This is a genomic window from Simkaniaceae bacterium (assembly GCA_021734805.1).
In the GTDB taxonomy this organism is placed as follows: Bacteria; Chlamydiota; Chlamydiia; order Chlamydiales; family JACRBE01; genus Amphritriteisimkania.
In genome coordinates, this window is record JAIPIG010000001.1 from 89,830 (window position 1) to 104,782 (window position 14,953).

A 14,953-nucleotide genomic window follows, 5' to 3' on the forward strand; every position below is an offset into this window, starting at 1 on the left:
AATTTTTTAAAAATTGGTTTTTATCTTTAACTTTTTAAGTATTATTGTTTATTAATTGTTTTATGAGAAGTAGTGGATTTATTTCCCAATAGTTAGTATAATTAATAAAAAAAATTTAGATACAATGGAATCAGAAAGAACTACCAATAAACAGAAATTGCGAATACTTCGTCTTATTTCTAGGTATATTTGGTTAAGTGTTAAATTTTCCTTTCAGCATACCTGTGCCATGATTTGGGGTGGTATGGAAGTCCTATGGTTTGTTGTTAAACAAAAGTTTTTTAAAAACTATCTTCCTAACTATGACATCGTTGATGGGGAGCGGCTCCATCGTGGTGGACAGCCTCATGAAGAAGGGCTGAATGCCCTTGCCGAAAGGGGAATTAAGACAATCATCAATTTGCGTAAGGATGGGGGGGCAAGGCGATGGGGACGATTAATGAAGGTTAATATCCCATTCAATCCGTTCAAGCCGCGGGATAAAGTAGTCATCGATTTTTTAAGAGTCATTTGCAATAAAGAGCACCACCCCGTTTTTATCCATTGTTTTCATGGAGCAGATCGAACGGGCACACTCTGCGCAATTTATCGCATAGTGGTTCAAAAATGGGATAAAGAAAAGGCAATTGCCGAAATGAAAAAATATGGTTTTCATTGGTGGCACAACAATTTAATCGACTATATTCGCAATCTGGATATTGAGAAAATAACAAAAGAAGCGGGAATTGAATTCTCGCATTTTCATGATGAATCTCATCTTAAATAGGTCCTATACTCCTTCTTTCAATCGTTGAATTCTCTTTTCAATCGTCGGATGTGTTGAAAAGAGTTGGAAAAGAATGGATCCGTTAGAGCGATTAATAAAAAGGGCTTGAATGGCTGCGGGTTGATCTTGACTTCTTCGGCTATATTGATGATTTTCATCACTGATTCTTTGTAAAGAGCGCAGCGCGTTGATCATATTTTCTTTACCGGCTAAGAGAGCACCTCCGCGATCGGCACGGTATTCTCTAAAGCGAGAAAAAGCGCAGATCACAATGGAACCGAGTAGCATAAAGATAATCTCAAAGACAAATGTTAGGAAGTAATAGGCGCCAAAAGAGGTCTGGTTGCGATCACGTCCCGAAGCAAAAAAGAAAGCAAGAATTCTAGCTAAGAACATAACAAAAGCATTGATGATACCTTGTAAAAGAGTCATTGTTACCATATCGCCATTAGCAATATGCGACATTTCATGCCCGATCACAGCTTCAATTTCACTTTCATTCATCCGGTTGAGAAGTCCGGTTGAAATTGCTACAAGAGCATTGGAACTTGAAGGTCCCGTTGCAAAAGCGTTGGGTAAAGGGCTTTCAAAAATGCCTACATCAGGAACTTTAATGTTTAAAGAGCGGGCTTGCTTCACTACGATGGAATAAAGGCGGTTCGACATCGGATCGGCATGGGGATCAATGAGGCGGATGCCCATGAACCACTGCGCTATTTTTTTCGATAGCATAAGTGAGATAAAAGCCCCACCCATGCCCCAAAGGAGGCAAAAAATGAGCAGTGCTTCATAATTGATTCCATGTCTTGTTAAAAATGGTTGAATATTGAAGAATCGGATGATTGTCGATATCGTAAGCAGAATTAAAAAATTGAGAATGAGAAATAAAGAAATTCTTTTGAGCCAATTCATTGTAACCTCACGGTAGATGATTTGCAATTAAACACTAGTGTCTAATTGCAAAAATCCGCCGGCTTATTTTGATCATCTTTTCCCGCCTGATGGTCTGTAAAAATTCAGAGTGACTCACTCAAGTCTACCCTGAACTTTTACAGACCATCAGACAGAAAAACCTGATCAAAATAAGCTCGGGGACTTTTGCAATTAAACACTAGTATACTAAAGTAGAGCAATCTATTCAAACTCGAGTTAAAAAGGAAGGTTATGAGTTCATTAGACCCCTTTAAGCAGTGGTATGCAACGCATCAAAAAACGATTTTTAAAGATTTTTTTGACTATTTGCGCTTCCCAAGCGTGAGCTCTGAAGCAGCTCATAAAAAGGACATGCTCAATTGTGCCCACTTTCTCGTAGAGAGTTTAAAAGAGATAGGGCTCGAGGTGGAGCTTCATGAGACGAGCCATCATCCCTTTGTGTTTGCCAGTCATTGTCATGCTCCAAAAGAAGCCGCAACGCTTTTAATTTATCTGCACTATGATGTCCAGCCCGTTGATCCCATTGAATTATGGGATTCTAAGCCATTTGAGCCTGAAATTCGAGGCGGAAAAATATTTGCTCGCGGAGCTTCAGATAATAAAGGACAGGGATTTTATACGATCACCGCGCTCAAGGCCTTTCTTGAAAAAAAGCAAATTAAAAATTTTAACCTAAAAATTCTCATTGAAGGCGAAGAGGAGATCGGTTCTACCGGTCTCATGGAAGAATTGCCAAAGCTGCATGATCTATTAAAAGCCGATTACTTGCTTGTGATTGACAGTTCAATCGACAATATACAAACCCCATTGATTACATTAGGGATGCGGGGGGTGATGACCTTTGATTTAGAGTGTATTACGGCCATAGGTGATATTCATTCGGGATGGGGAGGGGTTGCTCCCAATAGTATTAAGGTGTTAATCAGTGTCTTGTCAAAGGCCTACAATGATCAGGGGCAAGTTCAGATTGAAGGATTTTATGACGATGTACATCAATCGACAGATGAAGAGAAAAGGCTATTTTTTTCTGAAGATTATGATAAAGAAGAATTAAAAGAGATGTTCGGAATTGAAGCCTTTAGCGTTGAAGAGGGGTATACATTTAAAGAGTCTTCGACAATGAGACCCACCTTTGAAATTAATGGGATATGGGGAGGGTATCAGGGAGATGGTTTCAAAACCGTGATTCCTGCAAAGGCACAGGCAAAGATCTCCATACGCACAGTGCCCAATCAAGATACACAAAAATTAGAAGCTTCTTTCCGCCATTTTTTATCTCAACATATGCCTAAAGGGGTGCAATGGAAATTAATTGCACACGGTCATGGGCCATACTACAAATCGGATATTCATTCACCGATTGTTCAAATTGCACGAGAGGCCTATAGTGATGTCTTTGAAAAGCCGTGTCAGTTTGCGCTTATTGGTGGGAGTGTTCCTATTACGGCCGGTTTATGTAAAGCAAGTGGAGCCGATGCCGTTGCAATTGGAACGGCCACGCATGACAATCAGTATCATGCACCCAATGAATTTTTCTATTTAGATTCTTTCGAAAAAGGCTTTTTGACAATTGTGAGGATTTTAGATATCCTCGAAAGCTAATTTTTTGTCTTGCAATTTTTTGTAAGACCCCACACTCTCGGTAAAAGAGCATTTTAGCCCCTATTGGACTATGGTTTTTATAATTTGGTTTCAAAAAAATATCTTTCCCACTTCATATTCTAAAATCCCGTTTTTATTTTGGATTCCTTTTATTTTCTTTACTGGCATTTCTAGTTTGCTCTTTGCAAATCAAGTGTCATTCGCTCCGGTATTAACTATTTATGCCTTAGTTTCCCTTTTTCTATCATTTCGTTTTCGCCAAGTTGCTGCTTTTATAAGTTGTGTGGGATTGATTTTATTAGCCGCTGTTTTTCAGGAAACATTATTTAAAGATAAAGTGGTGATCTCTTTATTTGCCCTTATGGGGACTGCGATCAATTTCTTGATTATGGCGTGGGTTAGTGATGAAGTTGAAAACCATCTGTTGGAGCAGGTAGAGAATTTAAAGCATGCTAGGCAAGAAGAAGATCTTTGGAAAATGAGATTCAATACTTTGCAGCACCAAATCGAAAGAGAGAGAGAAGATATTGAAGATAGGCAATGTTCGTTCCAAGAAAAAGAAGAGCAGTACTATGAATCTTCACAATCAATGAAACAGCTCTTATCGGTTTCCCATTCTGAAAATCAAAAACTCTTTCATCAAAATCAACGATTGATTGAGGATGTCAGTTCTCAATTGCAACAAATAGCCTATCTCGAATCAAAGAATGAAACTCGGCCGCTTTTAGAAGAAATTAAAGAGCTACGGCAAGCATTGAATGAATCGAGAGTTCAACATTATCAGGACAAGCTTCTCTATGAGCAATACAAGGAAGAGATGGCTAAGAGTCAGACTCTTAAGGTCTATGAAGAAAAAAAGGTAGACCTTGAATCAAGTGAAATGGTTCATCTTGTGGAAGAGAATATGGAAAAAAACGCTTCAGACAACATCTATTTGAACTTTTAGCGCGACCTACGGTCAAGCGCATGATGCGCAAACAGACGAGACGGGCGGGCCTAAAAAGTTGCAAAGTCGAGTTTAGGGCCTATTGAGGCGGCATCGTTAGAATCTCATGCCCATCATCAGTGATCAAGACTAAGTGTTCCCATTGCGCGCTAGGTTTTCCATCGGCAGTGCGAGCTGTCCAACCATCAGTGGGATCAATAATCGCATCAGCAATACCGGCATTGATCATCGGTTCAATTGTGAAGGTCATTCCCGCTTGAAGGGGAATTTGTAGATTATTGTAGTTGTGATAAACCTGAGGTTCTTCATGAAATTGAAGGCCACATCCATGTCCTACAAACTGATAGACTACACTGCAGTGATTTCTGCGGGCAACGGATTCAATGACATTGCCAATTTCACAGATCATAAGGCCCGGTTTTAAAATGGCAATGGATTCCATTAAACAGTCATAAGCGGTATCGACGACCCGTTTTTTTTCCTCATCGATATCCCCAATACAGACCATACGGCTCGTATCCCCATAAAAGCCATTGAGAACAGTTGAGATATCAATATTCATAATATCGCCATTTTTTAGTTTGCGATTTTCAGGGATACCATGACAGACGACTTCGTTGATCGAAGTACAAATCGACTTAGGGTAAGGGGGATATCCATAATTCAAGCAGGGAGAGATCGCATGGTGCTTTTTGAGGAGTTCATTTGCCAAATGATCAAGTTCAAGCGTTGTCACGCCTTCTTTTGCCGCTTTGCACAATGCATCTAAAATATATGCAGAAAGTGTGCACGATGCGCGAATGCCTTCAATTTCTTGGGGAGATTTGATAAGAATACCGTATTTTTTTTTATATTCTTGTTTCAGAGATTCCTTAGTTCGTGGGGCAACTTGGGGATAATGACATTTTTTCCATTTCTTATTGCTTCCACACCAGCATGGATCATTCCGATTGATCATTGTTTCTCCTTCAAATGAAGTTAATTATAACAATCACCCTGTTTAAAAACCAGATCGACTTCATTGATGGACGGTATAAATTGAGCGGATAAAGGCTTTAATCCCCTCCATAAACATTTCAGTTGACAAAAGAATCAGAACAAGTCCCATAAGGCGCTCACATGCTTCTAAGCCTTTCTGTTTAAGTGTTTTTTGGATTTGATTGGAAAAGATGAGAATGGAGAAGGAAATAAGCCAAGCAACGATAATGGCTCCCGCTAAATATAAGGAATGGATTTCCTGCTTGGCATAGATCATGACCGTAGCTAGGATGGAAGGGCCTGCAACTAAGGGGATCGCAAGAGGTACGATAAAAGGTTCTTTAGTGATTTCTGATGTGTGAAAAGGCGAATCATTCGAAGGAAAAATCATTTTAAGTGCAATTAAAAAGAGGATTGTCCCTCCTGCAATGCTTAAGGTAGGTGTTGAGATATGGAGAACTGTTAAAATAACATCACCCAAAAAAGCAAAAAAGAGGATGGTGAAGAGAGCAATGATGAGTTCCCTAGCAATAATGCGTTTTTGTTGTTTCGCCTCGACATGCTTTAAAATAGAAATATAAAAAGGGATATTTCCAATGGGATCCATTAAAAGAAAAAGGGAAAGGGCAAGAGAAAAAAAATGTGACCAACTCATCAAATCTAACCTACTCTTCAATTTATTTCGGTATATAGCTAAATGGGCTCAGTTAAACAAGAAAATATACCGGAAGCGTCCCACATTTCTTCATAACTCACCTTACGCAAAAATGAGGATTCAGAGAGCGATCGAGGCAAAGCCAGATCAAAACGAAGCGATCCGAATGAGGAGGGCATAGCCAAAGTGCTATGTCCGACGAGGGAGGATTGATATGGCAAAGCCGCAGCCGCTCTATAATCCTTCATTTTTGCGTAAGGTGAGTTCATAATTGAGGATGTGTTTTTATTTTGAATTGCTTCATTTGCTGTGGAGAGAGGTTTTCAAAAATAACGAGGAGATCGCGATTTTTTTTAAAGCCCGAATGGGTCCAGTTAACTGAGCCCAATATTGCAATATCATGATCAATGTAACAAGCTTTTTGATGCATCAATTCGTAGCTTTTCGATAAATGAATGGGAAAGCCGCTGCAGTGGCGATTCCCTTGGCCTCGATCGAGGATAAAGGAGACATCAATATCTTTTTGGTAGGCATTTTGCAGCGCATGGATGATTTTTTGATGAGAGAGGGCAAAGAGAGCTCCATGGATTTTTATCTGAGCCTTTTCAATGCACTGCAATAGATGGTTGATCGCTTTATGTGTGGTATCGGGCATTGTGTATAGATGAATGTGCGTCGATCCACTGTGGAAATGTCCATCTTGTCCATTGATGTTCATGTTGGCTTTGAGCCACTTGGCAAGTTGGGGATGGTAAATCGATACTAGGATATTCTGATGATATAGCAGGGAGGAGAGGGTAATGTTTGTCGATCCAAACAGGGCTATGGTTTCATCAATGATAAGAATTTTTTGATGCATCAGGTGACAATGGGATTTTTTGATGGATTGAATGCGCTGATTGAGCTTGCTCTCTAGGTTAGGGGAGTTGTGATCATCATAGTAGACTGTTATCGTTAGTCCCTCTTTTGCTTTACGGTTGAGATGGTGGATCACATCGCGATCGGTTAAAGCAAAGATCGACAAGTCAATGGAGTCTTGGGCGCGATCAATCAATTGGATAAAGAGCAATTTATGATTATCGCAATGGTGATTTGAATAAAAAATGATCGGATTGGACAAAAAAGGAAGCTCGATGCGGATGCCCTGTACTATTAAAAAGGCGATCGCGGCAATCGAGCTTATTAACAAAGAAATAAAAAAAAACTTAGATTTTTTGTCCTGCTGCGCGCATTTTTTTGACGGCATTGGCAAGACCAATTTTATCAACGGTTCTCATTGCACAGGCAGATAAGCGCAACGTTACAAAACGGTTCTCTTCAGAAAACCAAAATCTTTTTTTAACTAAGTTAGGTTGAAAACGGCGCTTGCAAGAACCGGTAATATTAAGGCCGATTCCTTTTTGTTTTTTAGCAATACCACGAGTCGTGTAGCTTCTTCCTTTGCGGGGCACCTTTCCGGTAAGCTGGCATTTCTTTGACATATAAAATTCTCCTCTTAAGCCCTTTGGGGAATAAGAATATCATCTTATTTATTATTGGACAAGAGGAAGAGAAAAGACAAAGTTAAGGCGACAAATTAAAATTAAACTTTTACAAAGTTAGGTCATTTGCTATTGTTGAAATTTAAAGTCTTTTTTTATTTTTCAACTTATTGTTAGTGAAAGGTTTGTGTTATATCGTGGAAGAGTTATATACCGATTTCTTAATTATTGGCTCAGGACCTGCCGGACAAAAGGCGGCCATTCAAGCTGCCAAACTCGGAAAATCAGTGATTCTTATAGAAAAAGGAAAATATTTAGGTGGAGAGAGCCTTAATTCCGGAACAATTCCTTCAAAATCGCTTCGAGAAGCCATTCTCAACCTTACCGATTTTTATAAAAAAAGTTATTATGCTCAGGGAATGGATGTTCGATCCGTTTCAATTAATGACCTCAATTATTGTCTACTCAACGTCTTGACACAACAAAGAATGATTCTTCAACGTCAATTTGAAAAGAATGAAATTTCGATCATTCATGGACGGGCATCTTTTGAAAATAGTTATGAGGTTCTGGTTAAAGATGAAGAGGGCAAGGTCAATTATTCCATTGTAGCGGAAAATATTTTGATCGCCAGCGGTTCCGTCCCCCGTAATCCCACGCATGTCCCTTTTGATAATGAAAGAATTTTAGATTCAACACGGCTTCTTGATATCGAAACGGTTCCTAAAACAATGATCGTATTAGGAGGGGGAATTATTGGGGCAGAATATGCCAGTTTTTTTTCGGCTCTACATACAAAGGTCAAATTAGTCGATAAAAAACATTCAATCCTTCCACATTTAGATAGTGAAATTAGCGCTCATCTACAAAAATCTTTGATGACACTTGGTCTCGAATTTATCGGGGGAAAAGAATTAGAAAAAATTGAAAAAGTCGAAGATGGGGTTAAGGTCGTCTTTAAAGATAAGAGTGAGATTCAAGCAGATGTGTTATTATATGCCCTTGGTAGGCAAGCGAATGTAGAAGAGCTCCGTATTGATCGAGCCGGAATTAGTCTGTCGGAATCGGGTCATATTCCCGTTAATTCGCTCTTTCAAACGGTTGTCCCTCATATTTATGCAGCAGGTGATGTGATCGGTGGTCCTTGCCTTGCATCGACGAGTATGGAACAAGGGCGTCTTGCTGCAAGAAATGTACTTGGAGTGAAATCACACCCCTTTCCCGATAATTTTCCTATTGGAATTTATACCATTCCTGAAATTTCTTCTTGTGGCTATACCGAAGAAGAATTGCAAAAATTAGGCTATCGATATGAGGTGGGGCGCGCATATTATTATGAGATTGCAAAGAGTCAAATTGTGGGAACGGATGAAGGACTCTTTAAAATATTATTTCATGCTGATACTCTAGAGATTCTTGGTATTCAAATCATTGGTTGTGGTGCAACTGAGGTCATTCATATCGGTCAAGTTGCCATGAGTTTTAAAGCAAAGATTGATTATTTCATCGATCAGGTATTTAATTATCCAACCTATGCCGAAGGATACCGCATTGCGGCACTCAATGGCATGAATAAGATTCGTAAAAAGACGAGCTGAAAAAGAGATTATGGCAATTTATAATATCGATGATTTTCGAGAAGAAGGCACGAAAGCTTCAGTCAAAAATCAGACAGAGATTTCCGAAGAAAATTCGACTCAGTACCTCAAAGATCAAATCAAGGGATTTGCAAAAGACAAACCCAAAGGGCGCTTGTTTTCATCGATTACTGCCAGGTTTTTCTTTTTTCTTCTCCTCATTGCAGATATTGTATGGGGAATTTATGCAATGCTTAGTTTTATTATCAAATTCGCGATCAACCTAATGACGCTTTTTATGATACGCCCCTTAGTTGCGAGTATGAAATACTCTTGGCTTTCGATTAAAAGAGCCATTATTTGTCTGATTGCTTTAGCTCTGGCTATTTTTAGTCCGGCGCTGGGAATCATGTTCGCATGTCTTTATTTTCTTATGTATGACAAGAAAGGGGTGGAAGAAATCGTTCCTTCTTCTTTGAGGGATCAATTTAAAGATTTCTTCCCGTCATAGCCTCGACTTTGTGAGCAATGCTGTCCCTATTGATTAAGCGCTTGTGTCATTGTCACTCGTTTTGCACTCACGGAACTATTTGTTGCCGTATTGAATAGTTGGTAAGGATAGTTGGGGTCTTGTGTCGTTGTCACTCGAATTTGAACCGGAGAGAGCCATCCTTGCGAAAGATTCATATCTTTGGGATCAACTTCCCAAACAGAGCCGTCGTCAAGCTGAATATATTGGCCATTAGAAATATTTAAACTCAATGTGCTAAGTGTTGTTTGGGGAGGTTTGACATTCTGTTCTTGTAGCCATTTAGCCAGCTGAGAGCGCTGCGAAGGGGATAGCAGATCTAAGCCATATTTTTTTTGGACGACAGGCGGAATGAATTGGTTTAAATCAGTCCCTGTGGTTGCCATATTTGACTGAGTTGGGCTATTACCGGCACAAAAAACTGAAATATTTAAGCAAGTTAGAAAAATAAGGGCTAGAGGAATTTTTTTTTTCATCGAAGGGTCCTTTTCTTTAGTTTATAAAAGCTAAATTTTGAAATTCATTAGGTGTAGTTCAAAATTGAGGGGATGCAGAATTTTATTCTGTGGTTTGAGCTGTCCTATAATTTTATATGTTTGCTTTAAGTGTTCAAAAGCTTTGGCATAATTAAATCGCTGGAGATGAATAATCGCTAAGTAGTATTCGACGGTTGGATTATTGGGGTCTAAAGCGTGATATTGATTGAGTGCATCCAAAGCTTCTTTCATGCGTGATAATTGAAGCCATGTGACGGCAAGAGCAAGCCATCCCTCTCTAAATTTAGGAAAGCGTTTCATTTGTGTTTGGATAAGTTTTTGTTTTTCAAAAATCGATTGCCGACTCTCGTCAATTTGCTTAAATATCGCGTTAAATCCCTCTTTATCAACACGCCCTGCTAAAAAATCTTCAGAAAGCGTGTCTTGAAATAAGACCTCATCCATAGGGATTTGATGTGCTTTTTTTAAATGTTCTTTTGCCTCTGAAATGCAGTCGGTATTGAGTAAATTGATCCCTAAAAAGAGATGAAGTTGGGAATCTTCTCCCATATAAGGCGCTGCAGCCGTATAAAGTTTGACTGCTTCCTCATATTTTTTTTGATCCCAAGCCACTGAGGCTTGGTTAAAAAAACTAAGGCCAATGGTTTCTTTAATCGTCCGTTTTTGAAGGCGAAGGGTGTTCATTCCGTAATAGTGCTCTTCCGGGATATGGATGCCGCGTGAAGTCGTTTCGATATTTATCCGATTTCCATCGACATCTAAGTAACTTAAATAGATGTGGCCGGGGGGAGTGATAATTTCTAAAGGAAGGTTCATCCTCTGAGCGAGAGTTAAATACAGGATAGAAACACCCAAACAGACCCCCAGTCGATTATCGAGGACAGAGGGGAGGATTGTATAGGTATCGATTTGTTTTGTCGATAGGGATTGAGGGGGGAATCGAAAGCGCATCTCATGAAAAATAAACTGATTAATCGCCTTGATTTTTTCAAGATGCGATGCTCCTCTTGGCAATCGAGCTAAGATTTGCAGGGCCATTAAGTCTAGATTAGCTTCATATTGTTCGATGTCATGGATTTTTGTAGGGCTATCTGTAAATTGATAAAGTAAAAGAGCGCGCGCCAGATCAATTTGCTCATTGGGCAGCTTTTGGATCTCTTCAATGGAGCTCACTTTGCTCCCTTTGAGTTTCCGATTAGATAAGTGATCGCTAAGTGTTTTAATTAGTTGTATTTGTTCGGTTGTCAAAATAGGGGTTTGATCAAAAGGCATTTTATTCACAAGTGAAATAAGGCCTTGGATGTAAAAATCAGGGACGGCGAGTTTTTCATTGATGGGAATAGGAATGATGCGGTGTTTGTTGATTAAATCAAAAGCGCGCTTAAGAGCGATTTCACCCGGCCGGCTATTGGGATAGAGTTTATAAAAAGCAAAAGAATCACTGATTGAATTTTGATCAAGGCTTGAGAAAAGAGTTTGCATTTTTGCATCAGTACCACTCAGTGGACTGATTAGAATACAAATGAAAAAAAAGAACAGAGATCGAAAGAAAACCATAAAAAAGCGCTCATTTCGGTATATTTCATAGCATAGTTCAAGAAATGATTTTTTTCATACTCGCTTTTAGTAGAGCATGAGTCGTTATCTTTTCAACGGAGGCTCGGAAACGAAAGGTCCAATTTGTTGGCAAAATGAAACCGGGGCGATTAATCCGTGCATCATCGGGGCATTCCCATACGAGGTCGGGATAAAGCGCTAAATATTCTTGTAAGAGGTTGACATGGTAGTGTGAATTGGTGTGATGGGCAATCTTTAGAAGTTCTAAGCGCTGTTTTTGAGTGAGGTGTTGACGGCAAGGCAGTTGACAAACTTTAAGAAATGCACTCACTTCTTTTCCCCCTGCAAGATACCACTGTGTAAAGGTTTCAGAGTCATGTGTTGAAATCGTGCACAGGCTATGTTTTGTATATTTTTCGAAGGGAATAAATTTTTTTGTAGTCCGGTATTTTTCCCATCGCATCACAATGGTTCGATTAATATTTAATGATTTAAGGCTTCTTCCCATGCTTGCCGGATAAATACCTAGGTCTTCTCCAATGGGAATCATATGAGTAAAGCTAAGAAGTTTTTTGAGAATTTTTTCTCCCTGTTTGAGGAAATCCCTCTCTTTAGCGGGAATATATTGGCCTTTTGAAGCCAATTCTCCAAGGGGAATAGCCCAGATTCGATAAAATCCAATCACATGATCAATTCGAAAAATGTCGTAAAAATGCTCTGCAAACTGAAGACGTCTTTGCCACCAACGAAAATGATCCTGTTCCATTGCCTCCCAATTAAATAATGGGAATCCCCAGTATTGACCTTCTTTATTAAAGGTGTCAGGTGGGGCACCGGCAGCTAGGTTGAGATTGAAGTGGGAGTGATGCGTCCAAACATCGGCACTTTGAGGGCTGATCAGAATGGGAATATCGCCCATCAATTGGATATTGCGCTCATGAGCATGGCGCTTTACGGCTATGAGCTGATTGAAGCAAGAATATTGGAGAAAGAAGAAAAAATCGATTTCGTCGGCATATTCTTGTGTGAGCTGTTGCATTGTTTCAGATGAAGGTGTCTTTATTTCATCCGGCCATTTTTCCCAAAAAGCTAGATTTTGCTTTTCTTTGAGAATTTTAAAAAGGGCATATTCAATGATCCAGGGAAATTCAGCGCGGAATGTTTGAAATGATTCGTCTTTGAGGTAGTGCTTTCGATTATGATGAAAATAAAAGTGTAAAAAATCCATTTTGATACGCAATACGTCATCATATTTGACGCGACGGGTGCGATTATAGGATTTAAAAATATCGAGTTTCTTTTCGAAGTCTTTGCGCGCCTTAAAATACTTGAGCTTTCTTAGAGAGAGGTAAATGGGATGGAGCGCGAGTGAAGAGAGGGCGTTATAAGGGCTTGGATCATATCCCGTATCATTCAGCGGAAGCAGCTGAATGACATTTAAGCCAATCTCAGCGCACCAGTCGATGATTGGGATCAGATCATAAAAATCTCCGATCCCACAACTGTTTTTAGAGCGTAAGGCAGATAGTGGTAAATTAATGCCATGTTGATGAGAATTTGACGTCATTTATGGTTTTAAACCCGGTTGTGGTTGATTGCCAAGAGAAGAAGAGCCCCTGTCTTCAATTAGAGCTCCGGAAGGATGGGAAAGGCCATCTTGAAAAGCTTTTCTCCATAGCATAGCTCTTCCTGAAAATTGCACTAATAGTTCAACGAGTTCAATTGTTTGGATTGTCATGAGGGGAATTTTCTCGTGAAGCATAATTAAGTTCATTTTGGGCAAAAAACTAAAAATGCCAACTTGTTTATTGACCGCATCATTTGCTTGTAGAAGAGATAGCAGGGTTTTTTCGCGGTATTTCCCGGGGAGCAATTCCGAGACAACACAAATAATCATTAAGTGATGTTCATCAGAGGAGAGTTCGAGCTGTACAAAAAGAGATTCATTGATTTCAATCCGACACAAGTTATTTTCATCCGGATGAAGGGGAGTATCGAGCTCTTCACTTAGCTCATAGAGAATCTCTGTGAATCTAGTCATAGTCATTTTATTCGTCTTCCTCCTCTTCCTCATCAAGAAGATCCTCAAGTTCGCTCAGCGTATCTAAAAGGGCGAGGAGCATTTCTTGGCGGTGTTTCTCTGATTTAAATAACCGGGGAGAAACCCCCCGAATAGCATCTCTATACTGTGTAAAAATAATGATTTGAGCGAGTTCTTCATCTGCAATTCCAAGCATCACGCCAATTTTTAAAATTTTATCGGCTGAAGGGTAGCGGTCACTGATCATTTTAACAAATTGCTTAGCGAGTAATTCATAGGTGAGTCGAGGGGGAAGATCGAGTTCGAATTTTTGGAATTGCCCTGCCATCAGAGGAATACGTGAATGAAAAAATTTGTATACGCCTAAAATTGCTTGCATTGATCGGGATTCTGAGAAAAGGCGTTGTAATTCGGGTTGTGGAATGGAAGGGCCTTTTGATCTAAAATCGGATCCGAGTGAGTGCATAATAAACTTCACGGCTTTTGTCAAATCATCAAATTTAAACTTCTGATTTAACTCTTCGAATAAATCTGCAGGAGAGCGGGGATTGCCTGTAATATTGCGGTATAGATCGCGCAAAGCTGTAGGGGAGCCCAGTCCGTGTTGGGAAAATTCTCTTGATTCAGTGCTGATATTGCGCCCGGCTTTGATTTCCCTTGAGTAGAGTTCATTGAGCCGCTCTTTTGTTTCATTGAGTTTTCGTCCCATCGCAGTATTGGGGGCTGTTGTCGTCAATAAAAAATCAAGGGCATCATCGGCCAAGTAATGATCGGGATAAGATTTTAATAACTTTTCCATCATGGTGTCGACATCTTCATCTCCACGAAGACTTTCTTTAAGGGCGAGTAAAACTCTTTCATCGAGCTCAGGGTTTTTACTGGAGTAGTTGCGAGAAACTTCGTCGATTTTCTCTACGGCTTCAAGAGTGGCTTCTTCTTTTTCTTCAGACTTTTCCTTTTTAACTTCTTTTTTATGGAGTTTTTCATCGAGTTCTCTAAAGCGCCGCATCATGAGGGTTGGCGTGAAAGCAAAGTTGTCCACCCATTCGGTAAACTCTTGCTCGGAAGCGACCTGCGCTGCGATCAGCGCTTTATCCGTTTTAAGCGCTTCTTTCATCTGTGCTTGCAATTTATTTGCAGTCAATGAAGAAGACGCAATGGGATTGACCTTATCATTCATGTTAAAATCTTTATAGAGTCGATTTCCAACTCATCTCACCTATATGATTTTATTTTCAAATAAAAAAATTTAACTCGACTTTGTAACTTTTTGGACTCGAAGGCCTCGAGATATTTGTTCTCTAGGGAGTTATTAAAACCGGGAAGGGGTTTTTTACCCCTTCCCGGTTTTAATAATCTCCCAGTTCGACCATAGGTCGAGCGTCCGAGAG

16 protein-coding genes are annotated in these 14,953 nt (G+C 39.7%); 5 read left to right on the top strand and 11 right to left on the bottom strand.

The features are described 5' to 3' along the window. Positions 1-244: 244 nt before the first annotated feature. Positions 245-766, top strand: coding sequence for a tyrosine-protein phosphatase (locus tag K9M07_00470; GenBank protein MCF7851695.1), 522 nt, complete (start codon positions 245-247; stop codon positions 764-766). Positions 767-769: 3 nt separating this feature from the next. Here the strand turns inward: K9M07_00470 and htpX are convergent, their stop codons facing one another. Then, a complete protein-coding gene (gene htpX / locus K9M07_00475) occupies positions 770-1,678 on the bottom strand; it encodes a protease HtpX (protein MCF7851696.1) in 909 nt (302 codons plus the stop codon). 252 nt (positions 1,679-1,930) lie between these two features. On the opposite strand from htpX, the gene K9M07_00480 reads away from it, so the two are divergent. Beyond that, positions 1,931-3,301, top strand: a complete 1,371-nt coding sequence (locus K9M07_00480) for a dipeptidase (GenBank protein ID MCF7851697.1) — start codon at positions 1,931-1,933, stop codon at positions 3,299-3,301. Positions 3,302-3,371: 70 nt separating this feature from the next. Then, positions 3,372-4,247, top strand: coding sequence for a hypothetical protein (locus tag K9M07_00485; GenBank protein ID MCF7851698.1), 876 nt, complete (start codon positions 3,372-3,374; stop codon positions 4,245-4,247). Between the two features lie 79 nt (positions 4,248-4,326). On the opposite strand, the gene K9M07_00490 is transcribed toward K9M07_00485, so the two are convergent. From K9M07_00490 to rpmB, 5 genes are read right to left on the bottom strand one after another with little or no spacing between them, the layout of a single operon-like run. Further along, positions 4,327-5,205: a methionyl aminopeptidase gene (locus K9M07_00490; GenBank protein MCF7851699.1), complete on the bottom strand. Its 879-nt coding sequence runs from the start codon at positions 5,203-5,205 to the stop codon at positions 4,327-4,329. Between the two features lie 60 nt (positions 5,206-5,265). Beyond that, positions 5,266-5,880: a YhgN family NAAT transporter gene (locus K9M07_00495; protein ID MCF7851700.1), complete on the bottom strand. Its 615-nt coding sequence runs from the start codon at positions 5,878-5,880 to the stop codon at positions 5,266-5,268. 38 nt (positions 5,881-5,918) lie between these two features. Further along, positions 5,919-6,128: a hypothetical protein gene (locus K9M07_00500; GenBank protein MCF7851701.1), complete on the bottom strand. Its 210-nt coding sequence runs from the start codon at positions 6,126-6,128 to the stop codon at positions 5,919-5,921. Positions 6,129-6,145: 17 nt separating this feature from the next. Next, on the bottom strand, positions 6,146-7,126 hold the full coding sequence (locus K9M07_00505; GenBank protein MCF7851702.1) for a hypothetical protein: 981 nt from the start codon (positions 7,124-7,126) through the stop codon (positions 6,146-6,148). Next, complete coding sequence (rpmB, locus tag K9M07_00510; GenBank protein MCF7851703.1) at positions 7,086-7,361, bottom strand: 50S ribosomal protein L28; 276 nt, start codon at positions 7,359-7,361, stop codon at positions 7,086-7,088. The genes K9M07_00505 and rpmB overlap by 41 nt, the downstream gene beginning before the upstream one ends. A 197-nt stretch (positions 7,362-7,558) precedes the next feature. Between rpmB and sthA the strand changes: the two genes are divergently transcribed. Both sthA and K9M07_00520 read left to right on the top strand, forming a co-directional pair. After that, complete coding sequence (gene sthA, locus K9M07_00515; protein MCF7851704.1) at positions 7,559-8,959, top strand: Si-specific NAD(P)(+) transhydrogenase; 1,401 nt, start codon at positions 7,559-7,561, stop codon at positions 8,957-8,959. Between the two features lie 10 nt (positions 8,960-8,969). Beyond that, on the top strand, positions 8,970-9,449 hold the full coding sequence (locus tag K9M07_00520; protein MCF7851705.1) for a hypothetical protein: 480 nt from the start codon (positions 8,970-8,972) through the stop codon (positions 9,447-9,449). Between the two features lie 26 nt (positions 9,450-9,475). Here K9M07_00520 and K9M07_00525 read toward each other — a convergent pair whose 3' ends face one another. The 5 genes from K9M07_00525 to K9M07_00545 all read right to left on the bottom strand — a co-directional run bounded on the left by K9M07_00525 (position 9,476) and on the right by K9M07_00545 (position 14,742). After that, positions 9,476-9,943: a hypothetical protein gene (locus tag K9M07_00525; protein MCF7851706.1), complete on the bottom strand. Its 468-nt coding sequence runs from the start codon at positions 9,941-9,943 to the stop codon at positions 9,476-9,478. A 30-nt stretch (positions 9,944-9,973) separates the two neighbouring features. Then, a complete protein-coding gene (locus K9M07_00530; protein ID MCF7851707.1) occupies positions 9,974-11,446 on the bottom strand; it encodes a hypothetical protein in 1,473 nt (490 codons plus the stop codon). 112 nt (positions 11,447-11,558) lie between these two features. Next, positions 11,559-13,088: a 4-alpha-glucanotransferase gene (locus tag K9M07_00535; protein ID MCF7851708.1), complete on the bottom strand. Its 1,530-nt coding sequence runs from the start codon at positions 13,086-13,088 to the stop codon at positions 11,559-11,561. Beyond that, the gene (locus tag K9M07_00540; GenBank protein ID MCF7851709.1) at positions 13,089-13,568 is read right to left on the bottom strand and encodes a CesT family type III secretion system chaperone; all 480 of its coding nucleotides are present in this window, start codon (positions 13,566-13,568) and stop codon (positions 13,089-13,091) included. A 1-nt stretch (position 13,569) separates the two neighbouring features. Beyond that, positions 13,570-14,742: a hypothetical protein gene (locus K9M07_00545; protein MCF7851710.1), complete on the bottom strand. Its 1,173-nt coding sequence runs from the start codon at positions 14,740-14,742 to the stop codon at positions 13,570-13,572. Positions 14,743-14,953: the final 211 nt, after the last annotated feature.

Bases quoted from the DNA above. Each gene is read 5' to 3' on its own strand.
- K9M07_00470 (MCF7851695.1), top strand. From the start codon at position 245: ATGGAAGTCCTATGGTTTGTTGTTAAACAAAAGTTTTTTAAAAACTAT.
- htpX (MCF7851696.1), bottom strand. From the start codon at position 1,678: ATGAATTGGCTCAAAAGAATTTCTTTATTTCTCATTCTCAATTTTTTA.
- K9M07_00480 (MCF7851697.1), top strand. From the start codon at position 1,931: ATGAGTTCATTAGACCCCTTTAAGCAGTGGTATGCAACGCATCAAAAA.
- K9M07_00485 (MCF7851698.1), top strand. From the start codon at position 3,372: ATGGTTTTTATAATTTGGTTTCAAAAAAATATCTTTCCCACTTCATAT.
- K9M07_00490 (MCF7851699.1), bottom strand. From the start codon at position 5,205: ATGATCAATCGGAATGATCCATGCTGGTGTGGAAGCAATAAGAAATGG.
- K9M07_00495 (MCF7851700.1), bottom strand. From the start codon at position 5,880: ATGAGTTGGTCACATTTTTTTTCTCTTGCCCTTTCCCTTTTTCTTTTA.
- K9M07_00500 (MCF7851701.1), bottom strand. From the start codon at position 6,128: ATGAAGGATTATAGAGCGGCTGCGGCTTTGCCATATCAATCCTCCCTC.
- K9M07_00505 (MCF7851702.1), bottom strand. From the start codon at position 7,126: ATGCCGTCAAAAAAATGCGCGCAGCAGGACAAAAAATCTAAGTTTTTT.
- rpmB (MCF7851703.1), bottom strand. From the start codon at position 7,361: ATGTCAAAGAAATGCCAGCTTACCGGAAAGGTGCCCCGCAAAGGAAGA.
- K9M07_00520 (MCF7851705.1), top strand. From the start codon at position 8,970: ATGGCAATTTATAATATCGATGATTTTCGAGAAGAAGGCACGAAAGCT.
- K9M07_00525 (MCF7851706.1), bottom strand. From the start codon at position 9,943: ATGAAAAAAAAAATTCCTCTAGCCCTTATTTTTCTAACTTGCTTAAAT.
- K9M07_00530 (MCF7851707.1), bottom strand. From the start codon at position 11,446: ATGCAAACTCTTTTCTCAAGCCTTGATCAAAATTCAATCAGTGATTCT.
- K9M07_00535 (MCF7851708.1), bottom strand. From the start codon at position 13,088: ATGACGTCAAATTCTCATCAACATGGCATTAATTTACCACTATCTGCC.
- K9M07_00540 (MCF7851709.1), bottom strand. From the start codon at position 13,568: ATGACTATGACTAGATTCACAGAGATTCTCTATGAGCTAAGTGAAGAG.
- K9M07_00545 (MCF7851710.1), bottom strand. From the start codon at position 14,742: ATGAATGATAAGGTCAATCCCATTGCGTCTTCTTCATTGACTGCAAAT.